The organism is Bacillus sp. URHA0034 (assembly GCF_056280405.1).
The window spans coordinates 5402975-5422190 of record NZ_JBWCDK010000002.1; the positions used below are offsets into that span (position 1 = coordinate 5402975).

The window sequence follows — 19216 nt, forward strand, 5'->3', positions numbered from 1 at the left end:
TCAGGACTCAATAAATATACAAAAAAGAAGATTCCCCAACATTATTGTAAGTGTCATGGGAGACCTTTGGCCGGATAAGCTTGTTTGTAAAAACGCACCAGCACCCTATGTGTTGCCACATACGCTCTTCACAAATGGAAGCGGTTGTGTAGTTTAGGTTAATTGGATATGGGTTATGAAAATTAAAGGAGAAAAATATGAATATAAGTTTATTTCACATGTTAGAAGGTAAAAATATTTGTTTTAAAGCTTTAAGTATAATGGATGCTAAAGCTATACACCAGTTTGCCTCAAATGAGGAGGTCTCACGATTTATTGGCTGGAATTTAATGAACACGTTGAATCAAACAAGTGAGTTTATTGAATTAATGCTAAAACGCGAGTCAGCAGGTACTCACTTATATGCCTCCATTGTTTTAAAATCAACTCAGGAAATTATAGGGACAGCGATGATTTTCAATTTTGACAAAGAAGCAAACCATGCTGAAATCGGTTATGTTTTCGATAAAGGTAATTGGGGCAAGGGTTATGGTTCAGAATGTGTTGCTTTAATGAGTGATTACGCATTTGAATCACTTAATCTTCACAAGCTCCATGCTAGTGTTGTGGATGCAAATATTGGTTCTGCCCGGATATTAGAAAAGAATGGATATGAATTAGAGGGACGATTAAAAGACCACTATTTTATTGAAAATAAATATTATGATGCATTACTTTTTGGAAAGATTAAAACGGTCAGGCTGGATTGAGAATAAATGGAGAAGGAATCCTTTACTGCCTACCAAAACAGTTAGAATAATTAAAATGTGGCAGTAATAAAGTAAATCTCCCTGCTAAGCAAAGAGATTTTTTTATTAGTTTTTTCATTTTTAAATATGATAGATTCTCCCGCTTTTGGGTATTGTTCCTTTTAATTAGTGAAACTTTTTGAACAACCTGCAAGCCTTAATACTAAGCTTTGGATTTATTTTGGTGTATATTAGTAAGCAGGGAATATCAAGAACCAACTAAAGTAACGTTAAAGTATGAATTAAAGGAAGTGGGGTATTTTACAATTTTCAGCTGTATCAAGCCTTGTTTAAACGATTTACTATTGTGGTATTTTTATAGGAAAATCCAGATGTTGCTGTATAGGTAAAGGAATCATGAAATGGAATTATTTTTCATTTTCAAGTTAAACAAAATGTGATAAAGTAGGACAAGTCTTTTTTACGGAAAAATTTAATCGCTAAAAGGAGGATTAATGTGAATAACATTGGCTCTCGAAAAATATTTAATAACAAAAACCACTTATTATTTTTCGCTATAGTGGTTGTATTATTCTGGATTAAATCTTATGTGGTGTATCGTCTTGAATTTAAATTAGGAATCGACGATGGTCTTCAAAAGTTCTTATTAGCAATTAATCCATTCAGTTCTGCATTGTTCTTCTTTGGATTAGCGTTATTATCCAAAAAACATGCAAAATCCATTATGGTCGTAATCCATTTCCTATTATCGTTTTTATTATATGCTAACATTGTTTACTATCGATTTTTCAGTGATTTCATTACGGTGCCTGTTATCATGCAAGGAAAGTCCAATGCGGGTGAATTAGGAAGCAGTGCCGCTGCCCTTATGTCACCATATGATGTATTATTTTTTGCGGACTTTTTCATTATATTATTCCTTGCTCTAACCGTATTTAAGAAATTTAAAGTAGAAAGTAAAAAATCATTTCAACTCGTGCTTTTATTCGCTGTAACCGTGTTTTTATTTAACTTAGGTTTAGCTGAAAAAGACCGCCCACAACTTTTAACACGTACTTTTGACCGTAATTACTTAGTTAAGTATTTAGGTATTCCAAACTTTACCCTTTATGATATTGTTGAAAATGCAGAATCTTCCACAGAGAAGGCTTTTGCAAGCAGCAGCGATATTACCGATGTAGAAAATTATCGTAAAGCGAATTTTACACAGCCGAGCCCTGCATTGTTCGGTAAGGCAAAAGGAATGAACGTCATATACGTCTCAATGGAATCATTCCAAAACTTTATGATTAATTACAAAATGCCAGATGGGGAAGAAGTAACGCCATTCTTAAACTCACTAACACACGACCAAAATACATTCTATTTTGATAACTTCTTTCACCAAACAGGGCAAGGTAAAACATCCGATGCAGAGTTCTTAATGGAAAACTCGCTATATCCAATGTCTACTGGGGCAGTTTTTATTAATAAAGCACAGAACACGTATCAATCAGCACCGGCTATATTAGACGAACAAGGATATAATTCAGCTGTATTCCACGGTAACTACAAAACATTCTGGAACAGAAATGTAATGTATAAATCATTAGGTTACGATCAATTCTTTGATGCTTCTTATTATGATATGAGCTCTGGTAATGTAAAGAACTACGGTATGAAAGATAAGCCGTACTTTGCGGAATCGATGTCAATGTTAGAGAGCTTGCCGCAGCCTTTCTATACGAAGTTTATTACATTATCGAACCACTTCCCATTTGAAATGGATCCAGGTGATACAGACTTCCCGAAAGGTAATACAGGAGACCCTATTGTCGATAATTATTTCCAATCAGCTCATTACATGGACCAAGCATTACAACAATTCTTTGATAGCTTAAAGAAAGACGGTTTATACGATAAAAGTATCATCGTCCTTTACGGAGATCACTATGGTTTATCTTCTAACCATTACAAAGCAATGGCAAAAGTACTTGGCGTTGATAAAATTACACCTACGATGGATGCAGACTTGCAAAAAACTCCACTTTACATTCATGTACCAGGAGTTAAAGGTGGAATTCAACACCAATATGGTGGAGAAGTTGACGTTAGACCAACTGTCCTACACTTATTAGGGGTCGATACAAAAGATTATATTGAATTTGGATCTGATTTATTATCTCCACAACATCGTAATTGGGCATTATTCAGAAATGGCGATTATGTATCACCAACTATGTACCAATTAAGCGATAAAATTTACGATCCAAAAACAGGTTTGAAAATCCCATCTACTCCGGAATCTAAAAGTCTAGACACAAAAGTTCGAACAGAACTTCAAATGTCAGATGAAGTGGTTCAAAGAGACTTATTGCGTTTCTACCAGCCACCAGGTTTCAAGCCGATTAATCCAGATGATTTTCAATATTTAGGACCTAAAGATAAGCCGCAAAAAACAGTGAAGACTACCACTGTACCAACACCTGATACAGGAGAGTAGGCGGAAAGATAAAGTGAAGAAACTCTAAGTAGTTCAGTTTTAAGGTAGAAAAACTAAATTTTAACTGTATTTTTTAAGTCCAATTCGCAATAGAATTGGACTATTTCTTTTTTGGTGATAGATCAAGGTTAGTATGAGATATATCTAAATTAGCAATAAAAATGGCATATAAATTCTTATATGGACAATAGTTATTGGTCATATGTTATTTGCTGCTACAACGTAATGCTGATTTCCTAGTTATGATTCAAAGAAGGTGGACGATAAGTAATTTTAACTGCCGCTTGCTACTTAAAAGATCAGAAGGGCAAAGTCTCTGAAAATAGGGCAGCTTTGAACAGTATGAGGAAAAATTATATTAGTCCTGTCCGAAGTCGGGACAACTTCGGACAGCAGATGGCTAAATTACTTCAGTCCTGTCCGAAGTCGAGACAACTTCGGACAGCAGATGGCTAAATTACTTCAGTCCTGTCCGAAGTCGGGACAACTTCGGACAGCAGATGGCTAAATTACTTCAGTCCTGTCCGAAGTCGAGACAACTTCGGACAGCAGATGGCTAAATTACTTCAGTCCTGTCCGAAGTCGAGAAAACTTCGGACAGCAGATGGCTAAATTACTTCAGTTCTGTCCGAAGCCGAGACAACTTCGGACAGCGGATGGTTAAAATACTTCAGTTCTGTCCGAAGTCGAGGCATCTTCGGACAGCAGATGGCTAAATTACTTCTGTCCTGTCCGAAGTCGGGACAACTTCGGACAGCAGATGGCTAAATTACTTCAGTCCTGTCCGAAGCCGAGACAACTTCGGACAGCAGATGGCTAAATTACTTTAGTCCTGTCCGAAGCCGAGACAACTTCGGACAGCAGATGGCTAAATTACTTCAGTGCTGTCCGAAGTCGAGACAACTTCGGACAGCAGATGGCTAAATTACTTCAGTCCTGTCCGAAGTCGAGACAACTTCGGACAGCAGATGGCTAAATTACTTCAGTCCTGTCCAAAGTCGAGACAACTTCGGACAGCAGATGGCTAAATTACTTCAGTTCTGTCAGAAGTCGGGACAACTTCGGACAGCAGATGGCTAAATTACTTCAGTTCTGTCCGAAGCCGAGACAACTTCGGACAGCAGATGGCTAAATTACTTCAGTCCTGTCCGAAGCCGAGACAACTTCGGACAGCAGATGGCTAAATTACTTCAGTTCTGTCCGAAGTCGAGACAACTTCGGACAGCAGATGGCTAAATTACTTCAGTCCTGTCCAAAGTCGAGACAACTTCGGACAGCAGATGGCTAAATTACTTCAGTTCTGTCCGAAGTCAGGAAATCTCTACTCGATAACTGAACTACTTAAAGGAAACTCACTTCTCCTTTTTGTCATATACATATAAATTTTAAAAGATGTCGGTTGAGATCAGCGTATGAGCAGCACTGCTATTAACAACGAGACTATCTAATGTTTAGTATCCCCTTTTAAAAAAACTCCCTGGGCTACAGTGAGCTTTCAGATTGAAGACATCTGACTACATCAATATTTTCTTTTTATCCAAAACGGACTATACAAAATATAAAAACTTAAAATGATCACCATCTCAATGGAGAGCAGATACCAGGGCCACTGTCCAAGATAATCTAATAGAGAACTCGATTTTGGCTTTTTCATGAGATATAGATAATTCGCTCCCAGCCATTTATTGAGGAAAAAGACAAAGCCTGAATAAATGTTTACAATCAAAATGCTTATCCACATCACTTGAAGAGTCGGTCTGTAATTAAAAGCCAATATCATGAATATACATGCCAGCACCACGCCTCCATGTGATACAAAGAACTCAAAATATTCAAAGTGCGGGAATGAATATCTCCCAAGGTCAGGAGTCAAAATAGCTTGAATAGAACTGCCTAACCCTGCAAAGTAGAGGAATTGAAAAAGTTTTTTACTCTTGGTAAACAGCATCACAATAGCGAGTATAACAGAAAGATCACTAAGTTGAAGCGGTAAATCCTCTTTCAATGACCATGCTTCCTTATATAGGAGCCAAATTTGCTCCAAAACCGTAGATAAAAAAAGGAGACAGGCTAAAAAGAATCTTAAAGTTCTTCTCTTCCTTTTTACTGGCAGCTGTCTTCTAAAAATAAATAGGAGAGTGCATAAAACTAAAATGATACCAAGTGGCAAAAAGTGTTCAACTGAAAAAAGACGAAAAGAAGGAAGAGTAGAATGAACTTGAAAAAATGTATGCATCTTTTACCCCATTGTTTTGATAATTGCTCATTCTAATTTGGGGCAAATTCATCGATTACTATACTAACCTTTAAGTTCTTCAAAGTTAAAATCAGTATGTTTTCAACAGCTGGCGTACATAGCGGGGTGGGAGCTACAAAACTGGTCGCTGGTTTATCGGGAGTATAAGGATAATCTCTCTTGTAAAACTTCTAAGACTTCTTCCGGCACTTCCCTGACCTTGATATCCCCACCTAGAAAAAGCAGCCAATTCGTTATTTCGGTCAATTCTTCGGGCTTATTAACATGGATGAAAGTCTTTAGAATGGCTGTGGTTTGATATGGGTTTGTATAGGAAATTGAAACGTTTAAAGGATGGTATTTTTTGAATTGGGCAATTGCTTTTGGACCAAGTTCAAGGACAAGGTTAATCTCTTCTTTCCGCTTACTTAGTTTTTCTAAAATCTTTTTCTTACTTAATCTTTTTTCCGTTGGGTAGGGTTTGACATCAGTGAGATGGTCAACAGGAAAAATCATCCTCTTTTCTTCCACTAAGTCAAATCCTTCAATCAGCCAAAGGCTTTTTTCATGATAAAGGTGCAAGAGATAGATTGGATAAGACTTTCTTACCTTCTCTTCATTGATGGTAATCAATAAATAGCTATCCAAAAGAAGGATTTGGATGAGTTTTTCTAACATCGGATCGGGGAGGTCTGTAAGATCAAGCAGGTCGGGATTATGGGGGTTGGTCCCTTCAAAAAGCAAGATTTCATTTAAAAGAACAAGGTCATCTTGCTGGTTTTCTGAGATGAGGCCTAGTAATTTTTCAGCTAAAGACTGACGACTCTTTAGATAAGGGAGCTGCTGATTTCTTGTGGCCATAAAGGCAATAAAAAGAGCTTTGACCTCATTATCGGTAAAGCGTACGACGGGAAGGACAGAGTTGTGCATGACAAAATAACCCCCATCCCTTCCAACTTCAGCGACAAGTGGCATCCCCATTGCCTCTATTTCTCTGATATCTCTAATAGCTGTCGAACGAGAGATGTTAAATTCCCGCATGATTTCAGCTATTGTAAAGTGGGTGCGGTTGTTGATATACCGCATGATGATATTAATCCGTTCAACTTTTTTCATCGGGACTCCTAAACAGTATCATTTTTTGACATGATTTAAGGTTATCATATACACATCAAGTGAAGAAGACAAATCATTTGATTAATTTAAAAACGAGGAAGGTATTAAATATGGCAGATTATACCCTAGAAGAAAAAGACAGCTTTATCGTTATAGGTATTGGAACGGAGCTTAAGAGCGATTACACAGACTTTGCTGGCTTAACCAGGGAAAAGTCAGACTTTTGGCAGGCCATCAGCCAAGATGGAATGCTTGACTCATTAAAAGCAACAGCCATAAATGACTACGTTTTTGCCGTTAACGAAGCAGTGAATAACAAGTTGATGCATTATGCTGGCGTTATGACAGAGGCATCAGCACCAGAAGAAGCCAGAGTGATCCAATTTCCAAAGGGCCAATATCTAGTGGTTAAAGGGGAAGGGAAGACGGCTGAAGAATTGAATAATATGCTTACTGGTATTGCCTTTGGTCAAGTCTTGCCAGAAGCAAAGAATTTTGCCTATGTTGGCGGCCCAAATGCAACGGTTGAGATGGGGAAGCGAAATGGCTTAGTATATGGTGAAATGTGGATTCCTGTTGTTAGGAAATAAAGAGTTAAAAAGGAGAAATACAAATGTCCAATACTGTTGATTTTAAAAATGTGTCTACGGTTGGTTTAGAGTCTTCACCTGTAGTAGAAGCACTTGCTGGTTTACGTGCTCATGAAGCCCGTTACTTTATGAACAAATACAAGCATGAATTTACGGTTGTACCAGCTAGTGAATCCTCCGAGACCCTTGATTATGTGAACCGAATTTTGAAAGAAGAACGTGATATTGAGTTTGCCGCCAAACCATTAGAAACATCTCGTTTTCAAGTGGAAAATATCAAGTGGGCCTACGTCTTTTATGAGGATGGGCTTGAGGTCAATGTTTTGTATACAGTTGATGACCCTAAGAAGCGTGCCGTTGGTTTTAAGCTTTCTGAGGGGATGGAGGTACCAAAGGAATTAGAAGGGAAGTTTAAGTTTGCTAGGCAGAAGTCTAAACTAGCTGGAACCATTCGGGGCTCATATTTTGTAATTAAAGGAGAATATTAAAGTATCAAGTGGAGGAGTCCAGTCATTTTTGTAGTAATCTTATTGAAATTAGTTCTATAGGTAAAAAATAGCTTACTATATAATTAACGGTACTTGAATATCCTTTGGTAGTGATAATTGGTTCGTTTCATATTGTATATACAAATGAAAATCGTTCCTTGCTTGGTTAGTTGGTTGTGGTGACTAATGAGACCAAGGAGAACGATTTTCTTATTTTTTTGCAAAAAGTTGTACTTTTGGGACGCCCTCTTTAAATTCATTATGCTTTAGTTAACATCCATACTGAAAAGCACCCCTAGTTTTTTAGGGAGCTCCAGAAGGCTCAGAAAAGACGTACATCGGGATCGGCCGTATGTGTTTGCTGTGGGAAAAGGAATCCTTCAATATAAGGTGAAGATATACCTTGATGATATCTTATGGCGGTGTCGGCAAAAAAACGTTTTGCTTCTTCCACGGTGCGCTTTCCAGTCACAATTTCATTTAACATATTCAATGCTAGAAAATTCATTTCTTCTTTGTCGCATTTCGCCGAAGCTTCGCCGCCCGTACGATCAGGATAAACACTTCCGTCAAATTGGGCAATTTCATCAAAAAGTTCAACAGGCACCTTGTAATTAATGGTCTGTTTCAAGAAATCAAGATGGGGAGTAGGAAAGTTGTGCGGAACCGTATCAAGATAAACGATCGTTCGTTTCCACGGGACATTATGATGCCAAATGAGTCTTCTCGAACTAGTTTCGTTTGGCAGCCCGTATTTATTGACTAACTTATGCACAACATTTTTTTGAGATTCGGACCAATTGGCTATAATTTGGTCGATAGCCGGATGAATCCTGTAATACGGCGTCCAATCTCCATAATTTCCTGGATACATTAGTATTCCCTCCTGTGATGGGGTTATAACCACCCTATCATATTCGGTTCAGATGCCTATAGTTACAATGAAAAAGCCCCACGGAAGTCCGAAGAGCGGCAAATAAACAATTAACATCATTAACGATATTTATCTTGCACTTACACCAACGACTGGCGGTTTTCTCCTCATCATGCCGGCGATCAGCGGAAGCATCTCTCTAAATTACAATTCCGAATTGGATGAGTTTAACTGTTTACAATTTGTCCGCCATTTACATGCAGTATTTGCCCTGATATGTAAGATGCATCATTGGAGGCTAAGAATACATAAGCAGGTGCCACTTCAAATGGTTGACCAGCTCGCTTCATGGGAACGTTATCTCCAAAAGTGGCAATCTGTTCAGGAGGTAAGGACGATGGAATCAATGGAGTCCAAATGGGCCCCGGAGCAACACCATTGACTCGAATCCCTTGTGATGCCAGTGACAATGATAGAGAGCGTGTAAATGAAACAATCGCTCCTTTTGATGCCGAGTAGTCAATGGAATCTTGATCTCCTAGATAGGCACTAACGGATGTTGTATTGATGATGGAGCTCCCTGACTTCATGTACGGCAGAGCAGCTTTCGTCAAAATGAACTGCGAAAAAATATTTGTGTGAAAAGTGCTTGCTCGTTGATTCGAATCTATATCCAGCAAACTGTTCTTAATGTGCAGTACACCGGCATTATTCACCAAAATGTCAATCCGGCCAAATTGGTGAATCGTTTGCATTACAGCTTGTTGGTAAGGTTGCTCATACCCTATCTCACCTGGGATGGTAATGCAACGACGTCCGTACTTTTGGACATAAAACTTTGTTTCATTGGCATCGCTGTGTTCATTAAGATAGGAGATGGCAATGTCTGCACCCTCTTTCGCGAAGGCGACCGCAACAGCTCTCCCAATCCCACTATCTCCACCAGTAATAAGAGCTACCTTATTCATAAGTTTACCGGCTGGTTGGTAATTGGGGTCATCAAATATAGGTCTGGGTGTCATTAATGATTCAATGCCAGGTTTACTTTGTTGTTGAGGCGGAAAACCCATTACATACACTCTCCTCGGCATTTTCCTAAAGAATAATATTAAATTTTTGATATAAGTTATGATTATCATTTGGGAAATATACCCTTTAAAAGTGAGCATAAATAGAGGAAGGGAAGAGGAGTTGCTTTAAGAAGAGAAAAAAAACAACTTATGGGTAAAAACATTTGTATAAAAATCTCCATTTCAAAATTATTACTTCTAATTATGTTAAAGCATCAGTTAGTTAATTTTGAAATGAGCTCTTTTTTTATTCGTTGTAACTGACTTAAAAGAGGAAGTTTAACCAAGATATCATGAATTATTTAATTTATGATTTCCGAAGATGTTTCACCTTGTAAAGATTATTAAACTATAATTTAGTAAGTGTTTTAATTAAGCTAAAATTCATATAATCATATTAAGAAAAAATTTTGAGATAAATCTAAATCCCCCAGGTTTATCCGCTTTTGAAAGGAGATTGGGTTAAATGAATAGGCCGATCTAAGATCTCCCAATAGACATTATTTAATTTGAAAATCGGGGGATTTAGAATGAAATTAAATAAAAATTTTGCTTTATTACTATTGGGTCAATCTTTCGCAAATATAGGTGATGTCCTATATATCGTAAGTGTTATTAGTGTGATATATAACTTAACCGATTCTGCAACAGCATCATCATTAGTTCCCTTTACGATTACTTCATCCATGTTTGTTTCCAGCCTCCTAACTCCTCTTTTGGTTGGAAGAGTGAATTTAAAATGGTTAATGACTTGGTCGCAAATTGGAAAAACCATTCTGCTTGTTATTCTGGGGTTGATGTTAGTTGGTATTACAGCATCTAATTATTATTTAAGCTTTATATTGATTGGAATGATTGCTTTTCTTGACGGCTGTGCACATCCTATAAGACAGACGTTGATTCCACACTATGTACCCCCTGTTGATTTAATAAAAGCTAATGGCGTTGCTGAAACAGTCACTCAATTCATCCAAGCAGTGATGTGGTTCGTAGGCAGTCTGTTTTTAATGATTTTAAGTCCGCAACAACTTAATTGGCTAGTTGGATGTTTGTTCGTAATATCAAGTGTTTTGCTATGTTTATTAGAAAATGTAAGTCATAAGACAACCGAGTCAAAAGGGAAATTAGAACAACTTAAAGAGGGATGGAGAACTTTAACCAATACTCCTGTCTTACGAAAAATTGCTTGGATAGACACCTTAGAAACGATTGCAGGGACGGTATGGATTGCAGCTATATTATATGTTTTCGTCTACGATGCTTTAAACGTTGATGAAAAATGGTGGGGATTTATCAATGGTGCTTTCTTTCTAGGATTAATTTTAGGAAGTGTTTTTTGTATTCATTATTCCTATATTGTGGAAAAGAAACTAGGTACTTTTATTTTTGTTGGTTCATTCGCCGGTTTCTTAGTCACTATTTTTTTTAGCTTAAATAGCAATCCAACCATAGCCTTATTTCTATCGCTGATTATAGGGTTTTTCGGGCAAATCAAAAGCATTCCGCAACAAACGGTTATCCAGACTAGTGTTTCCAAAGAGCAGTTAACTACTGTTTATACCTTATTAGGAGCTATTGGAACGGGAATGTTCGGGGCTGGTTCTTTGGTTATGGGGTTATTAGCAGACTTGTTAGGGTTAAGAATTGTATTCGTTTTATCGGGGGTAATACTAGCTTTGGCAAGTACAATTGTTTATAAAAATAGGCAACTATTTGTTAGAAAAGAATTACAAAAATAATGGTAGGAAGGATTTTAATATACAAAATCCTTCCTTTTAATGCCAGGGCAGTTTGCGAAATTTATAACATAAAGTAACGAGGAACGATCGTTCAATTAGGGCAGTCGCTTTTCTGTTCATCTGACCGGCTCATGTTAGTTAAGGAAGGATAAGCATTGAAGGTTAACGAATTATTAATGTACTACATATTTTAAGGAGTAATTTTGCAATGATAAATGAGGAAAAAATCATTGAACTTATTACAGAAGATAAATGGATGATGAATATATTGAAAGCGGCAAAATCATTGAATTTGCCTGATTGGTGGATTTGTGCTGGATTTGTTCGTTCAAAAATATGGGATACACTACATAATTTTAGTGAAAGAACTCCAATCCCCGATATTGATGTAATTTATTTTGATCCTACTAATCTTGATCAATTAAAGGAAAAGAAACTTGAGAAAAAGCTTAAAACCCTTATACCTAACATTCCTTGGTCTGTAAAGAATGAAGCTAGGATGCACATTAAAAGCAATATGCCTCCCTATTCTTCTTCCGTTGATGCTATTTCCAAGTTCCCAGAAACAGCCACAGCTTTAGGAGTAAAATTAGATGAAGACGAAAATGTGAAATTAACCGCCCCATACGGCACTAGTGATGTTATTAATCTAGAAGTGAAGCCGACTCTTTTTTTTACAGAAACTAAAGAACGAATAGAAATTTACGAAGCCCGCATAACAAAAAAGAATTGGAAATCAACTTGGAATAATTTAAAAGTGCAGCATATAAATCGTTCTTACTAAGCAATGAAGTGGTATATATCCATTTATATTTTGATAAATCGTGGTTTCGTAACATGAAAGTGGTAATACAACTGTTCGATGGACCGTTAATTCTATTAAACTTTGGTCCACTAAAAAATCTTTCATTTGCATTTGACCACCTCAATGTATTTATATTTTTTCATTCGATTTGGGTATCATTTCAGCGGTTTTCCACTTATTATTTAAAATAGTATATCACTATTTATATATTTTAAAGGTGGAGAATCAATCATGAAAAGACAAAAGGGTATCGCTCTTGTTATTATAGGAGCCGTATTTTGGGGGATTGGTGGAACTGTTGCAAAAAAGCTTTTTCAACAATATCAAATCGATGTAGATTGGCTTGTAACCACCCGCTTGCTCGTAGCTGGTTTTTTACTCCTAACAGTTCAATTTTTCGGAAAGGACCGTTCCCAGATACTTGGTGTTTGGAAAAATCGAAGGATAGCTTTTCGATTAATGATCTTTGGGTTACTCGGCATGCTTGCGGTTCAATATACGTATATGGCTTCTATTAAACATGGTAATGCTGCTGTTGCAACTCTATTACAATATTTAGCACCGGTTATGATTATCGTTTACTTAATTTTCCGCAAACAAACTGTTTTAACACGAAATGACCTGTTGACTGTTTCCCTGGCTTTAATAGGGTGTTTTTTCTTATTAACAAACGGCTCAATCTCTCAATTATCTGTACCAACACTAGCAATCGTTTGGGGTGTTTTATCTGGAATAGCTTTAGCATTTTATACGTTATATGCCATTCCTTTATTGAAACAATACGATTCCCTTGTCATTGTTGGTTGGGCTATGATGATCGGTGGTTTAGCATTAAGTTTTATCCATCCACCATGGCAAATTGACTTTAAAAGCTTAACACTAGAAACTTATTTCTACTTAGTCTTCGTTATTATTTTTGGTACGATGATAGCATTTTGGTTTTACATCAAAAGTTTGCAAAGTCTAACACCAAAAGAATCAAGCCTGCTAGGAAGCGTAGAGCCACTAGCGGCTGTTTTAACGACAGTCTTTTGGTTAAAAGAAACCTTTGGATTTTTCCAATGGATTGGTACAGTTTGTATCATTGGAATGATATTATTGTTGGCTTTGAATAAAGGTTCCTCTTCAAAGACTGACAAAATTTCAAATAATGAAAAGCCCCTCAAAATTAGCTAGCTCGCTGAGGCGCTTTTTGGCCGGATATTTTTGCAAACTGGTCTATTCGAAACCTAATAATATAATTAGAATATTAAAATAATATCCACAATTCATTTTCAAAAAATAAATTCTGTTTAATTGTTTTATTAGTTACTATGAAGATATTCAAAGGTTAAAAAGTTTTTTTGTATTTTATTAAATAGATAGATTAATACACAAAAAAAACTTTTTCATGTTTGATATATGTGATATATTAAAAAAGTATTGTTTTTATTATATTAGAAATAATCTAAAAAGTAGGGGTGTATTTGATGAGGAAATTTGGTTTATTTAGTTTATTTTTAATTCTAACTCTCTTTATCGCAGCATGCGGAAGCAAGGAAACATCAGGAGAAAAAACGAATAGTGAAAAGGTATATAAAGTCGGCGTGGACACGACTTACCCTCCATTCGAATATAAAGATGGAAATGAGTATAAGGGTATTGATATTGATTTGATCAATGCGATCGCGAAAAATCAGGGCTTTAAAATTGAACTTAATCCAATGGACTTCGGTGGTATTATTCCAGCCATGCAAGCCAATCAACTTGACGTAGCGATTGCCGGAATGAGCATTACAGATGATAGAAAAAAGGTAGTAGATTTCTCAACTCCTTATTTTGATGCAGGATTAACAGTAGTTGTTAAAAAAGAGAATTCAACTACTAAATCAGTTAATGATCTTAAAGGAAAAACGGTTGCCGTTAAAAAAGGCACAACGGGTGCTAAATTTGCACAAGATAATGCAGCGAAACTAGGAATTAAAGTCGTTCAATTTAACGATAGTCCAGCCATGTTCCAGGAAGTTTCAAATGGAAATGCGGATGCACTTATTGAAGATTATCCGGTTATCTCCTACGCTATTGCTCAAAAGGACCTTGGTTTGAAAATTGTGGGTGACCGATTAAATGGAGACCAATATGGAATTGCTGTTTTGAAAGGGCAAAACAAGGATTTATTAGAAAAAATCAATAAAGGTCTTGCTGAACTCAAAAAAGATGGTACATATGATAAAATTGTTAAAACCTATCTTGGTGAATAAGTTTAGTCTAACGGGCGCGCATAAAGCGCGCTTTCTTTTTGAAAGGGGATGAAAAAATGGACGTAATTACAGCATCTATACCAATTTTATTAAAAGGCCTTCAAGTTACACTTTATATATTTGTTATTGCCATTATTCTGGGCTTTTTAATTGGTTTACTGATGGCCCTGTTACGACTTGCACCTATTAAAATCTTAAATTGGATTGCCAAGGTGTATGTGGATGCAATTCGAGGGACTCCATTTATCGTACAGCTGTTTTTTATTTATTTTGGAGTAAATTCTTTACATTTGATTTCATTGAACAGTACAACGGCCGGTATTATCACCGTTGCCATTAACGCAGGGGCATATTTTGCAGAGATTATCAGAGCTGGCATTCAATCGATTGATAAGGGTCAAACAGAAGCGGCTAGATCAATTGGTTTTACTGGAGCACAAACTATGCGTTACGTGGTCCTGCCTCAGGCTTTTAGAAGAATGCTCCCAACAATTACAAACCAATCTATAATTAGTTTAAAAGATACTTCTCTTTTATCTGTTATTGGTATTGCTGATCTAACACAGCAGGGGCAAATTCAGGCTTCAGCAACCTTTGAAGCATTTAAGATTTGGCTGGCTGTAGGTATCATTTATTTTATCATTATTTATTTGTTAACCCTTCTTGCTAATTTCGTTGAAAGGAGGATTCAAGTCCGATGAGTATTATATCAGTAAAAAACTTAAGCAAATCATTTGGGAAACTAGAGGTCTTAAAAGATATTAATGCAGAAGTGCAAGAAAAAGAAGTAATATGTGTCATAGGCCCTTCTGGATCAGGAAAGAGTACATTCCTTCGTTGTCTTAATCGCCTTGAAGATATTTCAGGTGGTGAGGTAGTGATTAACGGGCATAACATAACGGACCCAAAAATTAATATCAACAAAGTTAGGCAAGAAGTTGGAATGGTATTTCAACAATTCAATCTATTTCCTCATAAAACAGTTTTAGAAAATATCACTTTAGGACCTATTAAAATTCTTTCTATTAGTAAAGCGGAGGCTGAAAAAATGGCCCTTGAGTTACTCGATAAGGTTGGCCTGAAAGAAAAAGCAAGCAGCTATCCGGGAGAACTATCGGGCGGACAGAAACAGCGGGTTGCGATAGCAAGGGCACTGGCGATGAATCCTAAAATCATGCTCTTTGATGAACCGACTTCTGCACTAGACCCGGAAATGGTCGGTGATGTATTAGAGGTCATGAAGCAGCTTGCTAAAGAAGGAATGACAATGGTAGTTGTTACACATGAAATGGGATTTGCCCGGGAAGTGGGCGATCGTGTTATTTTCATGGATGGAGGCTATATTGTCGAAGAAAATGAACCGAATCTTTTATTCGGTAACCCTCAGCATGAGAGAACGAAGGCTTTCTTAAGTAAGGTCCTATAAACCGATTCCTTAGATTTGGGTTAGACGTTAAGAGCGTAAAGTAACTGCCTTAAGTGGTAATTACTTTGCGCTCTTATTTTATTCATTGGTTCTGATGCATTATTTCTACTTTTTTATCCTATTATCGACGCCAACAATGACCAGAAGCCGGCCAAAGTTGTTACAAATAGCTGGAGAGTACGGTGACCAATACCATTAGACTAAGTGAGAATATTATGCGCCTCAAACAAAATAACAATGATTCGAGAAACTTACTTGGTTGGCTTCAACTGAACAGGTTCACTTTTAGCGACCGAAACACCGTTCTCATTGTAGACGATATAAGCCCAATAGGTCTTATTGTTGGTCAATCCCTTGATGTGCACTCCATTGGCATCATAGTTAACGTTCCCATACAATTTATATGGGCCTTTTTTCTCCGTATCAGAGAGATACACGGCGTATCCCTTGCCATTTGCGGACTTAATGTCAAAATCTATGTCGGACTGACTGTTTTTATTTTTAGTTACACTAGACGGAATGTACGGTAATTCAAAGGTTTTCTCAATTGGTCCGCCGATCAGATTCCCTGCCGCATCCTTCAGGCGGAAGATAATGAGACCGCCGTTTGTGGAGTCCGCGTTGAGATCACCATTGCCAATGGAAAGGGTTACTTGTGTTCCATTTTCATTCCAAAGGGTTTCCCATTTCTTAGCCACATTTAAGCCGAAACCAAATTCACCCTTGTTTAGAGGTTCGCTGAAATTAATAACAACGTCGGTCTTGTCTCCATTAATGACTGGCTTAACGCTGGTGACTTCGGCTTTGAAATTTGTCGCTTTCGGCGCAGGAGCATCCAGTCGGGAAACCGATCCACCCGCTTGCAATGTGTCTTTCTCTGTTTTTGTGTCGGGGATGATCGGCCACATCCCTGCTGGACCGTTGTTGTATTTTTCCACATTCCAGCTTATTGGCTGAGTAAAATTAGCGGCACCGTCCTTGCCTGAGTTTGCTGCCGAAGCGTAAACGTTGCTGAAAGAAATTTCGAACGTATACCCTGGAATAGTGACAAACTTAAGATTTTTGATATCAAATGTCTTTGATGCTGACCAACCTTCATTCGCGATACGCGCAAATAGATTGTCGTGGAACTGGATGCCGTACTCGAGCAAAGTAGTTTCTTCAGCAGGAATCCGGTTTGGTGTAAAGCTCATGGTGGTCTGCTTGCCGTCAATATAGACCTCCGGTGGGTTTTCGGCGTTGTTATCCAGCCTACTCGAGAAGCCTATCAAGCGGTTTTCTTCACCCTCATCACCTTTGGAGGTAGCATGGCGCAGAGAGTCAGACAGGCTGACAGCTGCAAAGAATACCTCCCTGTTTGCTTTGTCGTCACCAACAGTCCTCAGCTCATAGCGACCGTATTTTGCCTGGTCTTCAGTAAGGTTGTAAGTAAACACTTCTCCGTTGTGACTGGCGGCGCTTACATTTGTACCATCTGGGAGGTAGAGCTTAACGTCCGGCGCGTTAGAATGAGCCGTGATTGTTACTGCATGCCCCACAAGGAAGTTCTCTTGAGTGGTCCACAAGGTGTACTTGTTAGTGCTCGACCATGGCAGGTAGGAACTGTTAATGTCAAATGGATAGGAATTGAATTCACTGACATTGCTATAGTCCTTTGCTGGGTAAGACATACTGTTCAAAGAGCCGTCACCTGTCGGGTACAGATCCTGAACATGCAGCTTTTTGTCATCTTTTTGCTTGAATTCACGGTCCATAATCGCGACTACAAACGGCAAATCGCGGTTATATAGCGCGTGATTGCTCTCACGGGCACGGACGGCAATGTTGGTCTTTTCAATCTCGTCTTTGCCAATGAAGTCGTAAACCTCGGAGGCCGCTTGTACGGACGCCACGCTGCCTTCGTTGCCTAGCCAGTGAGCGTCGATTCCAGACGTCGCGAAGAAGGGACGCGGTGCAACCAGAGAGATTATTTCGTCAGCATCGAATGGCAGCTGGTTGTCCTTATTGACAAAATTAGCCGCCTGTTCAGGGAACCAGCTGCTGCCTCCGCCGTATGAAACGGTCGGTATTTCCGTCTTACCGTAAACCCTGTCTGCTTTGGGATAGGTATTAAAGTTGAAAATCTTGCCCTCGACCTTATAGCGGTAGCTTTGGATGCCAGAGCCGCCTGATTCGCTAGGGAGGCATATGCTGAAGCGATCATCAAACGCTGCGGCAAATAACGCGGCCTTGCCGTAGCGGGAATGCCCTGTAACAAGTGTTCTGGCGGGATCGATACCCAATTCTTGGCCGAATGTTTGCTTACCCTCACCGTCCGGTGTTTTTTGCTCCAGAGCACTGATAACTTGGCTCGCAGCCCAGCCCCACGCCATTTCCGCGCCGGACGCATACTCGTATTGGTCTTTGTTATAGGGATACAGTGTGGTGTATACGCCGCTGCGGTTTATTCCGTCGGATGGATCGGAGTCATCCGCATAGATATCTGTCGGGGTGAAAACGATATCTGCATACCCCTGCTTGTTCATCGTAGCGACATGAGCCTGGGAAAGGGTACTGCCGATTTCAATAATGGCGGGAACCTGGACGTCCTTGCTGCCCCAAACCTCTATCTTTTGCTGGTCTGTCGGATTGTTTATGGTAATAAAGAATCTTGCTGTCTTTTTTGTGTCCGGATTGGTAATCGTCACTACATTGCGTGTTACCATTTTCGTTGGATCGGGTGCCTTATTGATTGTACCTCCATTATCCTTAAAAATTACATTCCAGTTTAACCACCCAAAAAGTTTGATGGTGATGGAATAACCAGCATTCCAAGCATCGATAGCCATTCGAGTGGCATCATCCTGGTCTTTTGCCGGCCCGAAAGTGGTATTATTGACGACTACTTGCCCAGCCAGGAGTTTTGCTGATAATTTATCAAACTCATCTCTCAGGTTGATATCTGTCCCCCAGACGTTAATAGAATTGGGTATTTCTACGACCTTATTATATTCGCCAACCACGTCTTTCACTTGAGTTGGCCAACGGTAGCCCAGCCAGTAGTGCTGAACAAGATCTTTAATCTCATTTTTGCGAGCATCCCATTCCGCGGGAGTAGAAACAGAGCCGTTACCGTTCGGGTCATTTTTGACATCAAAGAACTTAAAAGGATCCGGGATGGTGTTGATAGAGGGGAGCTGGTCAACTCCGGGATATCCCGGCCATATCTCTGACGATGCTGCTAGACTTGTTACGGGAGCCGCTTCAAACACCAATAGTGCACTCAACGCCGCCGAGAAAAAATGTTTGATAGGTTTTACTCGTTTGATGTTTTTCATTCTGATTCCTCCTTTTAACAATTTGGGTTAACGGCAATCATTTAAAATTAATCTTTTCGGAAAACGATTAGTTTCCCGCAACAT

The 19216-nt window shown here is 38.5% G+C and carries 15 protein-coding genes and 1 pseudogene; 10 read left to right on the forward strand and 6 right to left on the reverse strand.

The window, feature by feature from the left end; all coding sequences use genetic code 11:
- Positions 1–218 precede the first annotated feature (218 nt).
- Both ACZ9EE_RS28235 and ltaS read left to right on the forward strand, forming a co-directional pair.
- On the forward strand, positions 219–749 hold the full coding sequence (locus ACZ9EE_RS28235) for a GNAT family N-acetyltransferase (RefSeq protein WP_476031881.1): 531 nt from the start codon (positions 219–221) through the stop codon (positions 747–749).
- A 496-nt stretch (positions 750–1245) separates the two neighbouring features.
- The gene (gene ltaS / locus ACZ9EE_RS28240; protein WP_476031882.1) at positions 1246–3231 is read left to right on the forward strand and encodes a lipoteichoic acid synthase; all 1986 of its coding nucleotides are present in this window, start codon (positions 1246–1248) and stop codon (positions 3229–3231) included.
- A 1519-nt stretch (positions 3232–4750) separates the two neighbouring features.
- On the opposite strand, the gene ACZ9EE_RS28245 is transcribed toward ltaS, so the two are convergent.
- Positions 4751–5467: a YwaF family protein gene (locus ACZ9EE_RS28245; RefSeq protein WP_476031883.1), complete on the reverse strand. Its 717-nt coding sequence runs from the start codon at positions 5465–5467 to the stop codon at positions 4751–4753.
- Positions 5468–5620: 153 nt separating this feature from the next.
- The gene (locus ACZ9EE_RS28250; protein ID WP_476031884.1) at positions 5621–6583 is read right to left on the reverse strand and encodes a helix-turn-helix transcriptional regulator; all 963 of its coding nucleotides are present in this window, start codon (positions 6581–6583) and stop codon (positions 5621–5623) included.
- 110 nt (positions 6584–6693) lie between these two features.
- Between ACZ9EE_RS28250 and ACZ9EE_RS28255 the strand changes: the two genes are divergently transcribed.
- Positions 6694–7173: a GyrI-like domain-containing protein gene (locus ACZ9EE_RS28255; RefSeq protein WP_476031885.1), complete on the forward strand. Its 480-nt coding sequence runs from the start codon at positions 6694–6696 to the stop codon at positions 7171–7173.
- 23 nt (positions 7174–7196) lie between these two features.
- Positions 7197–7661 (forward strand): phage tail protein, encoded by a 465-nt coding sequence (locus tag ACZ9EE_RS28260; protein WP_476031886.1) that lies wholly within the window; start codon positions 7197–7199, stop codon positions 7659–7661.
- A gap of 322 nt (positions 7662–7983) precedes the next feature.
- On the opposite strand, the gene ACZ9EE_RS28265 is transcribed toward ACZ9EE_RS28260, so the two are convergent.
- Positions 7984–8535 (reverse strand): hypothetical protein, encoded by a 552-nt coding sequence (locus tag ACZ9EE_RS28265; RefSeq protein WP_476031887.1) that lies wholly within the window; start codon positions 8533–8535, stop codon positions 7984–7986.
- 227 nt (positions 8536–8762) lie between these two features.
- Positions 8763–9626, reverse strand: coding sequence for an SDR family oxidoreductase (locus ACZ9EE_RS28270; protein ID WP_476031888.1), 864 nt, complete (start codon positions 9624–9626; stop codon positions 8763–8765).
- A 509-nt stretch (positions 9627–10135) separates the two neighbouring features.
- Here ACZ9EE_RS28270 and ACZ9EE_RS28275 point away from each other — a divergent pair.
- Positions 10136–11344 carry an MFS transporter gene (locus ACZ9EE_RS28275; protein ID WP_476031889.1) on the forward strand — a complete coding sequence of 403 codons (1209 nt, stop codon included), beginning with the start codon at positions 10136–10138 and terminating at the stop codon, positions 11342–11344.
- A gap of 208 nt (positions 11345–11552) precedes the next feature.
- Positions 11553–12128, forward strand: coding sequence for a nucleotidyltransferase family protein (locus ACZ9EE_RS28280; RefSeq protein ID WP_476031890.1), 576 nt, complete (start codon positions 11553–11555; stop codon positions 12126–12128).
- 3 nt (positions 12129–12131) lie between these two features.
- On the opposite strand, the pseudogene ACZ9EE_RS28285 reads toward ACZ9EE_RS28280, so the two are convergent.
- Positions 12132–12254 (reverse strand): annotated as a pseudogene (locus tag ACZ9EE_RS28285) (AraC family transcriptional regulator); the annotation flags it as partial.
- Between the two features lie 126 nt (positions 12255–12380).
- Here ACZ9EE_RS28285 and ACZ9EE_RS28290 point away from each other — a divergent pair.
- From ACZ9EE_RS28290 to ACZ9EE_RS28305, 4 genes are all read left to right on the forward strand, one after another.
- Positions 12381–13325 carry an EamA family transporter gene (locus ACZ9EE_RS28290; protein WP_476031891.1) on the forward strand — a complete coding sequence of 315 codons (945 nt, stop codon included), beginning with the start codon at positions 12381–12383 and terminating at the stop codon, positions 13323–13325.
- 293 nt (positions 13326–13618) lie between these two features.
- Entirely contained in the window at positions 13619–14389 is a 771-nt protein-coding gene (locus ACZ9EE_RS28295; protein ID WP_476031892.1) for a transporter substrate-binding domain-containing protein, read from the forward strand.
- A gap of 56 nt (positions 14390–14445) precedes the next feature.
- Positions 14446–15090 carry an amino acid ABC transporter permease gene (locus tag ACZ9EE_RS28300; RefSeq protein WP_476031893.1) on the forward strand — a complete coding sequence of 215 codons (645 nt, stop codon included), beginning with the start codon at positions 14446–14448 and terminating at the stop codon, positions 15088–15090.
- Positions 15087–15815, forward strand: a complete 729-nt coding sequence (locus ACZ9EE_RS28305) for an amino acid ABC transporter ATP-binding protein (RefSeq protein ID WP_476031894.1) — start codon at positions 15087–15089, stop codon at positions 15813–15815. Before ACZ9EE_RS28300 ends, ACZ9EE_RS28305 begins: the two co-directional genes overlap by 4 nt.
- Positions 15816–16066: 251 nt before the next feature.
- On the opposite strand, the gene ACZ9EE_RS28310 is transcribed toward ACZ9EE_RS28305, so the two are convergent.
- A complete protein-coding gene (locus ACZ9EE_RS28310; RefSeq protein ID WP_476031895.1) occupies positions 16067–19132 on the reverse strand; it encodes a glucuronyl esterase domain-containing protein in 3066 nt (1021 codons plus the stop codon).
- Positions 19133–19216 lie beyond the last annotated feature (84 nt).

Excerpts from the sequence above, each read along its gene's own strand:
- ACZ9EE_RS28235 (WP_476031881.1), top strand. The coding sequence starts at position 219 with ATGTTAGAAGGTAAAAATATTTGTTTTAAAGCTTTAAGTATAATGGAT.
- ACZ9EE_RS28245 (WP_476031883.1), bottom strand. The coding sequence starts at position 5,467 with ATGCATACATTTTTTCAAGTTCATTCTACTCTTCCTTCTTTTCGTCTT.
- ACZ9EE_RS28250 (WP_476031884.1), bottom strand. The coding sequence starts at position 6,583 with ATGAAAAAAGTTGAACGGATTAATATCATCATGCGGTATATCAACAAC.
- ACZ9EE_RS28255 (WP_476031885.1), top strand. The coding sequence starts at position 6,694 with ATGGCAGATTATACCCTAGAAGAAAAAGACAGCTTTATCGTTATAGGT.
- ACZ9EE_RS28260 (WP_476031886.1), top strand. The coding sequence starts at position 7,197 with ATGTCCAATACTGTTGATTTTAAAAATGTGTCTACGGTTGGTTTAGAG.
- ACZ9EE_RS28265 (WP_476031887.1), bottom strand. The coding sequence starts at position 8,535 with ATGTATCCAGGAAATTATGGAGATTGGACGCCGTATTACAGGATTCAT.
- ACZ9EE_RS28270 (WP_476031888.1), bottom strand. The coding sequence starts at position 9,626 with ATGCCGAGGAGAGTGTATGTAATGGGTTTTCCGCCTCAACAACAAAGT.
- ACZ9EE_RS28275 (WP_476031889.1), top strand. The coding sequence starts at position 10,136 with ATGAAATTAAATAAAAATTTTGCTTTATTACTATTGGGTCAATCTTTC.
- ACZ9EE_RS28280 (WP_476031890.1), top strand. The coding sequence starts at position 11,553 with ATGATAAATGAGGAAAAAATCATTGAACTTATTACAGAAGATAAATGG.
- ACZ9EE_RS28290 (WP_476031891.1), top strand. The coding sequence starts at position 12,381 with ATGAAAAGACAAAAGGGTATCGCTCTTGTTATTATAGGAGCCGTATTT.
- ACZ9EE_RS28295 (WP_476031892.1), top strand. The coding sequence starts at position 13,619 with ATGAGGAAATTTGGTTTATTTAGTTTATTTTTAATTCTAACTCTCTTT.
- ACZ9EE_RS28300 (WP_476031893.1), top strand. The coding sequence starts at position 14,446 with ATGGACGTAATTACAGCATCTATACCAATTTTATTAAAAGGCCTTCAA.
- ACZ9EE_RS28305 (WP_476031894.1), top strand. The coding sequence starts at position 15,087 with ATGAGTATTATATCAGTAAAAAACTTAAGCAAATCATTTGGGAAACTA.
- ACZ9EE_RS28310 (WP_476031895.1), bottom strand. The coding sequence starts at position 19,132 with ATGAAAAACATCAAACGAGTAAAACCTATCAAACATTTTTTCTCGGCG.